Source organism: Flammeovirga sp. EKP202, assembly GCF_014534745.1.
In the GTDB taxonomy this organism is placed as follows: domain Bacteria; phylum Bacteroidota; class Bacteroidia; order Cytophagales; family Flammeovirgaceae; genus Flammeovirga.
In genome coordinates, this window is record NZ_JACVVP010000062.1 from 1 (window position 1) to 14,258 (window position 14,258).

General features: G+C 37.3%; 8 protein-coding genes. All 8 read left to right on the forward strand.

Annotation, left to right across the window (positions count from 1 at the left end; all coding sequences use genetic code 11):
• The coding region (locus IC221_RS29635; RefSeq protein ID WP_223241489.1) for a hypothetical protein at positions 1-260 on the forward strand (260 nt) is incomplete at its 5' end.
• A gap of 262 nt (positions 261-522) precedes the next feature.
• A complete protein-coding gene (locus IC221_RS29800) occupies positions 523-645 on the forward strand; it encodes a hypothetical protein (RefSeq protein WP_255516169.1) in 123 nt (40 codons plus the stop codon).
• A 565-nt stretch (positions 646-1,210) separates the two neighbouring features.
• Positions 1,211-3,487 (forward strand): beta-glucosidase BglX, encoded by a 2,277-nt coding sequence (gene bglX / locus IC221_RS25220; RefSeq protein ID WP_188171610.1) that lies wholly within the window; start codon positions 1,211-1,213, stop codon positions 3,485-3,487.
• 206 nt (positions 3,488-3,693) lie between these two features.
• Positions 3,694-6,657 carry a TonB-dependent receptor gene (locus IC221_RS25225; RefSeq protein ID WP_188171611.1) on the forward strand — a complete coding sequence of 988 codons (2,964 nt, stop codon included), beginning with the start codon at positions 3,694-3,696 and terminating at the stop codon, positions 6,655-6,657.
• Between the two features lie 10 nt (positions 6,658-6,667).
• Complete coding sequence (locus tag IC221_RS25230; RefSeq protein WP_188171612.1) at positions 6,668-8,188, forward strand: RagB/SusD family nutrient uptake outer membrane protein; 1,521 nt, start codon at positions 6,668-6,670, stop codon at positions 8,186-8,188.
• A gap of 89 nt (positions 8,189-8,277) precedes the next feature.
• The gene (locus tag IC221_RS25235; protein ID WP_188171613.1) at positions 8,278-9,375 is read left to right on the forward strand and encodes a LamG domain-containing protein; all 1,098 of its coding nucleotides are present in this window, start codon (positions 8,278-8,280) and stop codon (positions 9,373-9,375) included.
• The gene (locus IC221_RS25240) at positions 9,375-10,703 is read left to right on the forward strand and encodes a glucoamylase family protein (RefSeq protein WP_188171614.1); all 1,329 of its coding nucleotides are present in this window, start codon (positions 9,375-9,377) and stop codon (positions 10,701-10,703) included. The genes IC221_RS25235 and IC221_RS25240 overlap by 1 nt, the downstream gene beginning before the upstream one ends.
• Before the next feature lie 526 nt (positions 10,704-11,229).
• Positions 11,230-14,019: a triple tyrosine motif-containing protein gene (locus IC221_RS25245; RefSeq protein WP_188171615.1), complete on the forward strand. Its 2,790-nt coding sequence runs from the start codon at positions 11,230-11,232 to the stop codon at positions 14,017-14,019.
• Positions 14,020-14,258 lie beyond the last annotated feature (239 nt).

Consider the following 14,258-nt stretch of genomic DNA (forward strand, 5'->3'; position numbering starts at 1 on the left):
TTTTTAAACTGTTTATGTTCATACGATTTAAAAATGAAGAGTATTTGGAATTTTTGATGGTTTTGCGACAGCCCCTTCAAAATATAAACACAAGTGACGCCTTTGGCTTAACACTTGCGCCAGAGGGGTACCAAGGGAGTAATAGTAAAGATTATTTAAAAGTTTCTACTTATGCTATTGGATATCCAAAACAACGATATGAGGGAGTACATTTTTATGAAGACTCTTACAACCTAAGCCTCAAGAGAGAAAAATTCTAAACATGTTACAAAAAGACTAATTGAATAATGAGAAATTTAAACGATACTTTTCTTTTTTGGTGTAAAGAAAATTATATAAAAAAACATACACCATATAATTTGAATTTTAGAAGAACTACTTCTTTTCTAGACATGAGAAAAGAAGTAGATAAATTCATTGAGAATGAAGATTATCACCTGTTTTATAGAAATATTACAGAACGTCAGTATTATGTAAACCTTTGGTCAGCACATTTTCTTTTAGAAAATAAGAATATAATTTATGATATATATATATGAGAACTGCTTAGAAGTTATAAAAAGGTATTCTGAAAGTGAAATTAATCAACAAGTAGCGAGTGAAGAAAAAAGATGGTTATTAGATTATGCTCCTCCGCTGTTCTAATTCCTCCTCCTACTGTTCGTGCTGTTCAGCCAACAGGGGGTATTACGAACTTTCCTACAGTTTAAGTTTGTTACTTAAAGCAATAAATAAAATAACCCAAGCCAATCTACCCTCACATAGATTGGCTTGTTTGTATATCAAAATAGGGTTTGAAATAATCCATTATCACGCATAAAATAAATCCGTTTTGCAGAAGTTACCTATTAATACTACCACCAATAGGACACCACCCAAATCACTAACTCACTTTACAACCACCCATCATGTTATTTTCCTTGTCTTTTTAATTTTTAATAGAAATATCCCCATTTCACTGATGTGATTTTATCACATCACCCCATCTTATCATTGTAGTAAAATGGGATGATTAACACTTTCAAGGTGCAGACAAACAGTGTGTTAGGTATTTTGTAAAATGATGATGTCTTTTTGATGATATATAAAATTACATTTTTACACTTAATCCCCTCCATATTTGTAATCACAAAGCGATCGTTAAACTGAATTTTATTTTTCACTAAACAAATCGTCTGAATTAGTGAAAACAACTTACTCACTTATCTGTATGAAATTTATTAATAAGACAATATTATTACTTTTTGGCTGTTCCATTTTTTTATCGTGTGAACAGAAGAAAAAAGACTTTGATTGGAAAAGTTACAGTCAAGATCCAGTGATTGAAGGGAAGGTGGACTCGGTGTTATCTTTGATGACTTTGGAGGAGAAGATAGGACAAATGACGCAGTTCTCTGGACATGGAACATTGACGGGACCGCAGATCAATGACGACTTTAAAGAGTACTTGGAGAAGGGACAAGTAGGAAGCATGTTCAATGTTTTTGGAGCGGAGGGATTACGCAAACTGCAAGAGCAGGCAATGAAGCATTCCCGTCTTCAAATTCCGATTTTATTTGCGGCGGATGTAATTCACGGTTATAAGACAACCTTTCCAATGCCACTGGCAGAGTCGTGTAGCTGGGATTTAGAATTGATGGAGAGAAGTGCTAGAATTGCCGCAATTGAGGCGACTTCGGCAGGGATCAGCTGGACGTTTGCACCCATGATTGATATTGCTAGAGACCCGCGTTGGGGGAGAGTGATGGAAGGTGCTGGTGAAGATGTTTTCTTGGGAAAAGAAATCGCAAAAGCGAGAGTCAATGGTTTCCAAGGTATCAAAAGTTATAAGGACTTTGGTGATATTCATACCATGTTGGCTTGTGCGAAGCATTTTGTAGGGTATGGTGCGGCAGAAGCTGGGAGAGATTATAATACAGTAGATGTTTCGGATAGGGTATTGAGAGAAACGTATTTGCCTCCTTTCAAAACCTCAGTTGACAATAAGGTAGCCACATTTATGACTTCGTTTAATACCATTAGCGGCGTACCTGCTACTGGCAACAAATACTTGTTCAAAGATATTTTGAGAGACGAATGGGGTTTCAAAGGTATGGTGGTCACGGACTATACGGCCATCAACGAAATGATTCCTCACGGCTATGCTGAAGACTTAAAACAAGCGGCAGAGAAAGCGGTGAATGCAGGGATTGATATGGACATGAATGGTGCAGCTTATATTCAAAACCTTAAAAAATTGGTGGATGAAGGTGCTGTAACGGAAGGCAAAATTGATGTTGCTGTTGCAAGAATTCTGGAGTTGAAATTCTTATTAGGATTGTTTGAGGACCCTTATAGATATATGGATACCAAGCGTGAAGCTGAAAACACAATGACTGAGGCCTTTTTAGCAGAGGCATTGAAAGGAGCTGAACGTTCTATTGTATTATTGAAAAATGAGAAGGAGGTATTACCGTTAGCTGAAAATACAAATAAGCGTATTGGTTTGATTGGCCCGATGATCAAAGAAAGAAAAAGCTTAAATGGAGAATGGGCAATTAAAGGCGATCGTTCAAAGAGCGTTACCGTGTATGAAGGTGTGACAAACCTTTATTCAAAGGCGAAATTCAGCTATGCGAAAGGTGCGGATTTGATGGGAGAAAGCAACGCTAAAGAAATTCAGAAGGCTGTAAGAGTGGCACAAAACAGTGATGTTGTTTTCTTGGCCTTGGGTGAAGATTTCAACTGGTCGGGAGAAGCGGCAAGCAGAACGGATATTCGTCTTCCAAAAGCACAACGCGAACTGATGTACGCGGTAAAGAAAACGGGGAAGCCTATTGTTTTGATTTTGTTGAATGGAAGACCATTGGATTTATCATGGGAAGATCAAAATGTGGATGCCATTGTTGAAGCGTGGTATTTGGGGATTAAAACAGGTGATGCTATTGCGAATGTATTGGCAGGAAAATACAATCCTTCAGCAAAATTGACCATGACATTCCCAAGGAATGTAGGGCAAATTCCGATCTATTATGATGCGTTGAATACAGGTAGACCGTTTGATCAGAACAACCCTCAGGATTATAAATCATTTTATTTAGATGTGGAAAACTCTCCGCTTTATCCATTTGGCTACGGCTTGAGTTATACTTCATTTGAGTATGCTGATTTGCAATTATCATCTGATGAATTAAAAGAAGGAAGTGCAATTAAGGCTTCTATCACAGTGAAAAATACGGGTCAATATGATGGGGAAGAGATCGTGCAACTTTACACACAAGACATCTTCGCATCTGTTGCTCAACCAGTAAAACAGCTGAAAGGCTTTCAAAAAATCACATTGAAGAAAGGAGAATCGAAAAAAGTAACTTTCGATATCACTCCTGATATGCTATCAATTCTTGATATAAACAACAACATAGTAACTGAAGAAGGGAAGTTCAAAGTATGGATCGCCCCTAACTCCTCAATTGTTCAGAATGAAGCTATTTTTTCATTCAAAAACTAAAATGAAGTTACTGCAATAAGTAGCTGATCATAATTAAATATAGTTTATAAATGTAGAATGAATTGATCTCAGGTAAGGCAAAATTTACAGTCCTAGCCATAGCTAAGACGAAAAATTTTAACGAAACCTGAGTTTAATTCAAATGCATTTAAGCTATAGATAATTTTGAACAGGTACTCAACTATTATTATTTTAATGAAATGACCATGAAAAAGTTATTACTAACACTATTTATTAGTATCTCTTGTCTGTCTTTGTACGCCCAAAATGTACTTTCTGGGAAGGTGACAAGTAATACAGGAGATGGCGTAATCGGAGCTACAATCCAGATTATTGGAACACAAAAAGGGTCAATTACTGACTTCGACGGAAACTTTAAACTCGATGGAATCCAACTCAACGATTCCGTCCAAATCTCCTCTATCGGCTATGTCACAGAAACAAGAGTGATCACTAGCTTCTCACCTATTCAAGTGGTTTTGAATGAAGACATGGAACAGCTTGAAGAAGTGGTGGTTGTCGGTTATGGTGTTATGAAAAAGAGTGACCTTACGGGTGCCGTATCGAGTGTGAAGAGTGAAGATGTGGAGAAAATTCCAGCTTCAAACCCTTTGCAATCTTTACAAGGTAAAGTATCAGGTGTTCAGATTACTTCAGGCAATACGCCAGGTAGTTCACCGAAAGTACAGATTAGGGGTGTTGGCACCACGGGTAATTCGAGCCCACTGTATGTGGTGGATGGAATGCTTCTGGATGATATCAATTTCTTAAGTTCTAATGATATTGAATCCATGGAAGTCTTGAAAGATGCCTCTGCAACAGCAATTTATGGTTCGAGAGGTGCCAATGGTGTAGTGATCATTACTACAAAACAAGGTTCAAAAGGAAAAGCAAAAGTGACTTTGGGCTCTTATGTAGGTATGCAACAAGTGGCGGCGCGTCCTAATATGGTCAACGCACAACAGTATGCCATGCTTCAAAACGAGATCATGCACAACCAAGGTTCAGATTTGATTTACACTAAAGATGAAATCAATAATATGGGCAACGGCACAAATTGGATTGATGAAGCCACAAGAAACGCACCGATCCAGAATTACCAAGTGGGTGTTTCAGGGGGATCAGATAACGTGATGTACAATATCACGGCAGGGTATTTCAATCAGTTAGGTGTTGTAGAAGGATCAGGTTTCGATCGTTTCAATTTAAGAATCAACAATACTTATAAATTATCAAAGAGAGTAAAAGTAGGTCATAATATCGCTTACTCCACTTACAACAGCACAAATGAAGGTGTGAATTTAGGAGATGCTTATAAAGCTGATCCAACGATGCCAGTCTATGATCAGAACGGCTACTTTGGTACCTCAAATAATAATGATATTGGTAACCCAATCGCTTCGTCTTATTATAAAAATGATTTTAGCAGTGGAGACCGTTTGGTAGGTAACTTCTTCTTGGATTATGAAATTGCCAAAGGACTAATTTTCAAATCGAATTTAGGTGTAGATAGAGCAACAAACAAAGGAACGAGATACACACCTGAATTCTTTGTAAGTGGGAAACAATTCAATGATGTAAGTAGATTAACGCAACTTGGAAATGAATACAATGCATTGCTTTGGGAAAATACGGTGAGCTATATGAAGCAAATTGGTAAGCATAGTATCAATGCTGTAGCTGGTGTAACGACTCAAAATAATACCGTGCAAAAGTGGGAAGGTTCAGAGAATGGAGTGCCGAATAACAGAGATATGTGGTACTTGGGAACTGGACTGGTAGACAGTAGAAATGTATTCCAAGAAGGAGCGGCCAATTCTTACTTGTCGTTTCTTGGTAGAGTGAATTACACGTACGATAATAAGTACCTTGCTACTGCTTCATTTAGAGCGGATGGTTCATCACGTTTCGGTAAAGACAATAAGTTCGGTGTCTTCCCTTCATTAGCATTAGGTTGGAGAATTTCGGAAGAAAACTTTATGAAGTCTAGTGATTTGATCAACAACTTGAAACTTAGAGCGAGCTGGGGTAGAATTGGTAACGACAAGATTGGGGACTACAGTCAGTATTCATTGATTGATAATAACTTAAACCCAGTTTTTGGTCCTGACCAAGGATTCCAACCGGGTGGTACTGTAATTAATATGGCGAATGCTAACCTTCGTTGGGAGACAGTAGAGCAATTTGATATCGGATTTGAGGTAGGTTTCTGGGACGATAAATTAACGATCGATGCAGATTATTACCACAAAATGACCAAAGACATGTTGGTCTATATCACTCCTCCAGGTTTAGTGGGATCAAAAGGAGCAGTGCCTTCTAATATTGGTGAGATCTTGAACAAAGGTATTGATTTGAGTATCCAATGGAATCATAAAATTGGAGAGGTACAGTACAACATTGGGGCAAATATTTCTACCATTCACAATGAGGTCATCGCTTTAGACCCTAACAACCCTTATATTTTTGGAGGTGATTTAGGTAATGGTCAACAAGCTTCTTTGACGACTCCAGGTCAAGCAATCGGGGCATTCTACGGTTATAAAACGAATGGTGTATTCCAAAATCAAGAGCAGATTGATAATATGCCATCATTGCCAGGAGCACAGCCAGGTGATATCATCTATATGGATATCAACGGAGACGGTGTGATTGACGAGAACGACAAAACGTTTATCGGAAGCCCTATTCCAAACTTTATTTATGGTATCAACTTAGGCATTTCTTATAAAAACTTTGACTTGTCTGCCTTATTCCAAGGACAATCAGGCAACCAAATCTACAATGCAAAGAAAGCAGTACGTTGGGGTACGACGAACTTCGAAGAGTCTTTCTTAGGAAGATGGACAGGAGAGGGCACAAGCAACAGTGAGCCAAGAGTCACAAACGGTGGTGTGAACTATGAAGTATCAGATCGTTTTATTGAAGACGGATCTTACCTCAAACTAGCGAACATCACATTAGGCTACACTTTACCGGAGCATGTGACCAGTAAAATTTTCATCGAAAAATGTCGAATTTTTGCAGCCGCCTCCAACATTTACTTATACCAGCCTTATCAGTCATATAGTTCAGAAATCGTTTCCAACTCACCGCTTAACGCAGGAATTGATTTCAATACTTATCCATTGACTGCCACTTACACATTAGGTATTAACGTGAACTTCTAATTGTACTGAAATGAAAAAATTATTCTTATATACCGTTACACTTTTACTTTTAGGTGCTTGTTCAAACCTATTAGAGAAAACACCTCAAGGACAAGAAACATCTGCGGATTATTTCAAAACACAAGATGGCGCGCTCAAAGCCACAAATGCGATTTATGAAAGCTTGAGAGGTTGGAATACAACTGCTTGGGGCCCGATCGGGTTAGCAGACATTGCTTCTGATGATGCCGACAAAGGGTCAACATCAACGGATAGTTATGATATGATTGAATTGAATAATGCTTCTTATTTACCGAATAATGGTACTATCCAAGGGTATTACAATGAGCATTACCAAGGTATTAACCGTACCAATCAAGTAATTATCAATGTGCCTGAGGGGGAGTTTGATGAAAAATTAAAAGCAAGATATATCGCTGAAGCGAAGTGTTTAAGAGCATTTTTCTACTTCAACTTAGTAAGAGCATATGGTGGCATGCCTATCGTGGACCGTTTATTAAATCCAGAAGAGTACAAAGTAGCACGTTCTACAAGAGAGGAAACGTACGCTTTTATCATCAAGGATTTGGAAGAAGCAGTGGAAGTATTGCCTACAAAATCACAATATGATTTAGCTGAACTTGGTCGAGTAACGAAAGGTACGGCACAGGCATTATTAGCAAAAGTATATCTTTTCCAAGCATCATTTACAGGTTCAAATGAAGATTACCAAAAGTCATTGAACGCGGCAGAAGCTTTGATTCAGTCAGGAGAGTACAATTTGTACCCAAACTTTGCTGAGATTTTCAGATTAGAAGGTGAAAACTGTTCAGAGTCTATTTTTGAAGTGCAAACACACGACTTCCAACAAGGTGGAGGTAGCAGTCAATTCACAGAAATTCAAGGCATCCGTTCCAATGTATTGAACAAAGGATGGGGTTTCAATGTTCCATCAAAATCACTTAGAGATGCCTTTGAAACCAACGATCCACGTTATGATGCAACGATCATCACAGCCGGTCAAACATTGTATGACGGTGAAGTAGTACCAAGACCAGAAGACGGTATTTTCGGTGATAATTCAGATCCAATCAGCGAATTCTACAGCTATAAAGTATATGCACCATCGCATAATGGAGGAAACAACAATAGCCCAATGAACATAAGATTGTTGAGGTACTCAGATATTGTTTTAGTGGCAGCAGAAGCTTCTAATGCTTTAGGTAATTCATCAAAAGCGTTGGGTTATTTGAACAACGTAAGAGCGAGAGCACGTGCAGGTCAAAACGTTTTACCTGACGTAACAGTGTCTGATCCAGCACAATTAAGAGAAGCAATTTGGAATGAAAGACGTGTAGAATTAGCCATGGAACAGCACCGCTATTTTGATTTAATGAGAATGGATAATGTGTCTCCGGGTTACGCCAAAAGCAAATTAGTAGAAAATGGCGATAACGTTTTTGATGCTGCTAAAAATAAAGTCTACCCCATTCCACAAGCTGAGATCAATGCCGTAGGTAGTGACATTCTAAAGCAAAATCCGAATTACTAATAAACACATGTAAAATGGCGTGCACCACTTCTGTAGCAAGTATCGGTTAATACTTGAAACATCGGTGCACGCTCCAAAAAAGAAATATCATGAAACAGCAACTCTTATTTTTATTCATTATAGCCTTTGCCGCAGGTTGTGGTTTAAATCCCGATGATGTAAAAACACTTGCTTCACCCCCCACAGATGATGCAAGAGATACCATCAATGTAGAACCAGAACCTATCGAAGGAATTCAACTGGTTTCACCTTCCAATGAACAAACACATATTACATATGACAAAGAAATACAACTAACATGGGCTTCTGAGAAGTTAGGCTTGAAGTATGAAGTGTTTTTATGGAAATCTTCTGAAGAAATGCCAGAGGCACCATTAGTAAGTGACCTTCAAGATGATTTCTTTGTGATTACAGACTTGGAAGAAAATACAGAATACAGCTGGTTGGTAAAAGGAAATGACGTCGCCAATAATCTTATTTCAGACCCTTCAGTATTTACCACTTCTAGCGTTTCATTGAAATCCGTTTTTGAAAGAAAAGTGATTGGCTTGTCCTTTAATAATACCGTTGAAGATGATGATAATTTATATGAAGTGGAAGACCATAATGCCAGATTTACAACAGACCGTTTTGGTAATACAAACAGTGCATTTAATAGTTCAGATGCCACAGAAGCAGGTACAGCCGCCATTGTAACGTATGACGAGAATCTTAAACCGGGTAAAATGACCGTGTCGATTTGGGTAAGACCAACTGACTTATCCAATGCCGGATGGATTTATTCGATGCAACGTTGGGAAGGATTCAGTATGAAAAGAGAGGGTGATGGCCGTATCAAAAACATGTATTTCCACGAAACTTCAAACTGGGGTGCTGTTGATTTCTTTACAGATGAAATTGAATTTGAAAAATGGACCAACATCACAATCACAGCGGATGGTTTAGTGAGAAAAGTCTATTACAATGGTGAAAAAGTAGATGAGATCGAAGCGTTAGGTCCTGTTCATTTTAATGCAGGAATTGGCTCAAACCTCATTATCGGTGCTCAAGTAGAGAACAATAATACCAATTTACAGGAATCGTTTAATGGAGGAATTGATGATTTCAGAATCTTCCAGGAAGCAATGACTGATGAAGAAGTAAAAACATTCTATAATTACGAATCAAACTATAACGCCAATTTATAATGCAATACATAAATATTAAAGCCCTATTGACCTTGTTATTACTCTCAATGATGAGTTGTTCAGAAGCTGTCAATGTATCTCCAGAATTACCGATCTATGATGATGAAGAGGATAAAGTACCATTGACCGATGAAGAGTTGATGGATAAAGTACAGGAAACGACCTTCAAATATTTCTGGGACTATGGTCACCCTGTATCTGCTCTATCAAGAGAGAGAAGTAATGGAGATGATGAAATCGTGACAACTGGAGGCACAGGTTTCGGGATCATGGCCATTATTGTGGGCGTTGAAAGAGGTTATATCACAAAAGCGGAAGGTGCTCAACGCTTAGTGAAGATGTATGAGTTTTTGGGAAAAGCAGATCGATTTCACGGAGCATTTCCTCACTGGTACTACGGTTCAACTGGTAAAGTAAGACCGTTCTCTCAAAAAGATGATGGGGGAGATTTGGTGGAAACCGCTTTCTTGATTGAAGGAATTATCACATCAAGAAACTACTTTGATGGTGATAATGAAACGGAAGAAAAGTTACGTACATTGGCCACAGCACTTTGGGAAGGTGTAGATTGGGATTGGTACAGAAACGGTACGGATAAATTGTATTGGCACTGGTCTCCGCAGTATGATTTCCAAATGAACATGCCTCTTTACGGTTTTGATGAAACACAAATCACACACCTTTTAGCAGTAGCTTCGCCAACGCACCCTGTACCAGCTTCTACCTATGAAACCTGTTTTAAAAATGGAGAGGACAGATACAAGCACAGCCTTACGGTTGATACAGCAAAACCATTATTCTGGGTACATTATTCATATATCGGCTTGGATCCTCATTTCACAGATGGAACGACAAGCAAAACTTACTTCGATTTATTCAAAGAACGTACCTTAGAAAACCGCCGTTGGTGTATTCAACAGCAAGTGAAGTTCCCTTATTACGGAGAAAATGCTTGGGGCTTAACAGCAAGTGATGATCCATTTGTAGGATATATGGCACATGAACCATCACAAGACTTAGACAACGGTACGATTACACCCACTGCAGCTTTATCTTCGATTGTTTATACACCAAAAGAGTCATTGGCCGCTATGCGTTATTTCTATGAAGAACAACCAAAATTGTGGGGAGAATACGGTTTCAAAGACGCTTACAATCTTTCACAAGGTGACTGGTATGCTGAATCATATTTAGCCATCGATCAAGGACCAATCATCACTATGATTGAGAATTACCGCTCAGGTGTGCTATGGAAATATTTTATGATGGATGAGGATATCAAAAAGGGCATTGAAACCTTGAATTGGTCTTTTTCTTCGGTGAATTAATTGTTGCGTGCACCATAGTTAAAACTATGGGCAGGTGATAGAATAACCTCATCAAGATTGAAGTCTTGAAGGTTAAAAACGGAAACATCACTTTAGTGTTGTTGGAGTTAGTATCACCAGCCCATGACTTCAGTCGTGGTGCACGTTATATTATCCATTAAATTTTTAGAACCTTTTACAGCATCTCACTACGTTATACAACAACCATAATTTTATTAATTAATTATTCAATTCGTAGTGTGTCTTAATTGTGGTAGATGGGATGCTATAAATGGTTTTCTGAATATGGGTATGATGATCAATAGGACACGAATGACGCTGATGCTTAACATTCGCACCAGTGGTTGTACTACTATTTCCCTGGCGCAAGAGTTAAGCGTCAGCGTCTCTTGTGTTTATTAGATATTTAGAAGTCTCTGACTTCTAGAGAAAATGAGGTGATTGATTTGTTATCAATTGAAAATAGATTTTAATCAATTTAAAATTATTTATAGTTTAGCTTCAAACTATTTTACGTGAAAAATAAATGGCTTTACTATCTAAGTTACTACTAACCGCTTTATTACTTATATCTACTTCAAGTTTCGCACAAGAAACTATTGAGTTATTTACATCAACAAAGATTACCAATTATAGCAAATCAGATTATAATGCTGAGAGTCAAAATTGGTATATCACACAATCTGATGATGGCCTGATTTATACAGCCAATACTTTGGGCTTGTTAGAATTTGACGGCGAAAGTTGGAATCTTTTTCCTACCAATGAACCGTTAAGGTGTTTATTGATTCATAAAGACAAAATCTTTGTAGGGGGGATGAATACCATAGGTGTTTTTGAAAAGGAGAATGGTGTTTTGAAGTTCAATTCTTTAATGCCTCAAAAGTCTTTTCATGATGAAATTTGGAAAGCCATTCAGATTGGTAACAAGATTGTCTTTCAATCCTTTAATACTTTCTATATCTATGACCTCGACACGAAAGACCTCACCCGGAAAAGCCTTACAGAAGGAAATATTTCTTATGCGTTCAAGTCAAAAGACGAAACTACTTTTTACTACCAAGTTCTTTACAATCATATCAACATCACAAAAGGTCTGGTGGAGACCAATAATATCATTCACCCAGACTTAAAACATTGGATGGTCAAATACATTCATGAGGTAAAAGAAGGACTTCTAATTGGTACTTATAAAAACGGCTTATTCCTTTGGAATGGGAAGGGCTTTACACCCTATGAAAATAAGATTTCAATCTTTCTAAAAGAAGCAAGACTAAACGTTGCCCAACCTATTGATGACCGAGGAGGATTTGCTTTTGGTACATTAGATAAAGGAATTATTATTGGAAATATCAATACAGGCGTGATTGATTATTATATCAATTCCAAAAATGGATTACCCAGCAATAGAGTTCACGCTTTGCATTACAATGAAGGATTACTTTGGGTGGGAAGTGAAGAAGGAATTACCAATGTAAATCTAAAATATCCCGTTCGTTTTATCAATGACCCTCTAGCTGAAATTGGTCCAATCTATGATGTTGCTATCTTTCAGGGAAAACTATTTATCGGCACAAATCAAGGGCTGTATTATACGACAGATTCTATCAACGCACCAATTCTAAAACTCCAATTATTTCCTCGCTCAAAAGGGCAAGTTTGGAATCTTTTTGTCGCCGATGATCAATTGTTTTGCGGGCATAATGAAGGCATTTTTGAAGTAGGAGAGACGTTCAAAAAAGTCTATAATAACGGTGGAGGTTATACTTTCCTTAAAAGTAGACTTAATAAAAATGTGATGTTTCAAACCTCTTATTACGGGCTGAACATTTGGAATAAAATCAATGGGCAATGGGAGTATAGTCACACCATTAAAAAGATCAATTCACTAACAAGAGATATTATTGAATTGAATGATGGTACTATCTTACTGACTGATTCATGGAAAAATATCTATAAAATCACACTCTCAGAAGATTTAGAATCCCTCAAATCCATTGAAAACCTTTCCACTAAAAAATCACTAGAAAACAGTTACAAATACAGGCTTTTTGATTTAGGAGATACCAAACTCTTGACCACTAATGATACTGTTGTCACTTTTAAAAATAACTTGCCGGTTGATATAGATTTAAATGGATTGACTTTTATTTCTCATCCTATTGATGACGTTTCAGTAATGAAAATAGAAGGGCAATTGATGCTTTATGATGCCGAGGAAAGTCGTTCCATTCATGTACGAAAGTCAATTGCAGAATTGGGGAATAATCAAATCTACAATTACGAAAATATCATCAATATCAAGGATAACTTCTTGATCACTTTCACCCAAGGGGCAGGGTTCTTCTCAACTCCATCCATCGAAAACTACAATTTCAAACAGTATCAACCTGACATTAGAAAAGTCACGTTTTGGTACCATAGAAATCAAGAACAACTCAGTAATATAGAAGATAAAATCCCTTTTGATTACAACTCCATTGAATTTCAATTCAGCTCCAAGAATTACTATGAAGAATCGAATTACGCTGTTCGTCTGATAGGCTATGACAGTAATTGGGTGGAGATAGGAGAAAAGAACGAAATCGCTTACCAAAACCTTCCGTATGGAAAGTTCACTTTTGAAGTAAAAGACACCGCTTCCAATAAAATCTCCCATTATAAATTTGAAATAGACAGACCATTCTATTTGTCCAACTTAATGCTAATACTTTATGTTGTAGCAGTTTTATTATCGGTAGGGAGCCTCCATAAGTTTTATAGCTTAATGTTGAGAAAAGAGAAAATGGCCCTTCTTTTGAAAAAGAGAGAAGACCTCAACCATCAAAGAGATCTCAACGAAAAAAGAATTGCGATCCTTCAAGCCAACGAACTTCAAAAAGAACTTCAAGATAAAAATGAAAGCTTGTCAGAGTTGCTTGTTCAAAGCTCAAAAAACAAAGACGTCATCAAGCAACTAAAACATCAGGTAGACAATGCCAAGCATTTTGATTCCGCCAACAAAAGTCAAGTGATCCGCAAGCTTGATCATATCCTCACCACCGAGTTTGATGATAAAAAAGACTGGCTCACATTCGAGTCCACTTTCAGAAAAATGCATCAAAACTTCTTTTCCGACTTAAAGAAAGCACACCCTGCTCTTACCAAAGAAGACCTCAAACTTTGTGCTTATATCCGAGTAAATCTTTCCACAAAAGAACTCGCTCCAATCTTCAACATCACTCCTAAAAGTGTAGACTTAAAGAGGTATAGATTGAGAAAGAAAATGAACTTGGTGAAGGGTACGAATTTGTATGATTATATCAATCAGTTTTGATATTTTAGCTATTATTTTCTTAATGCAACATAGACCAAAAGTGAAAGTGAGTATTACATTTTAAATTACTATTGCTGTCTATATAAAGTCTATCGTTAAAAACGCCCCAAAACACCTTTTTTAAATGCTTTTTGATGAGGTTTTTCAACCGTAAAGCATGAAAAATTGATAAGGTAAGAGTGTAAATTTTAATATTAAGTGGGGTGTAATTTTTTTACCACACTTCCGTTTCCTTAAAA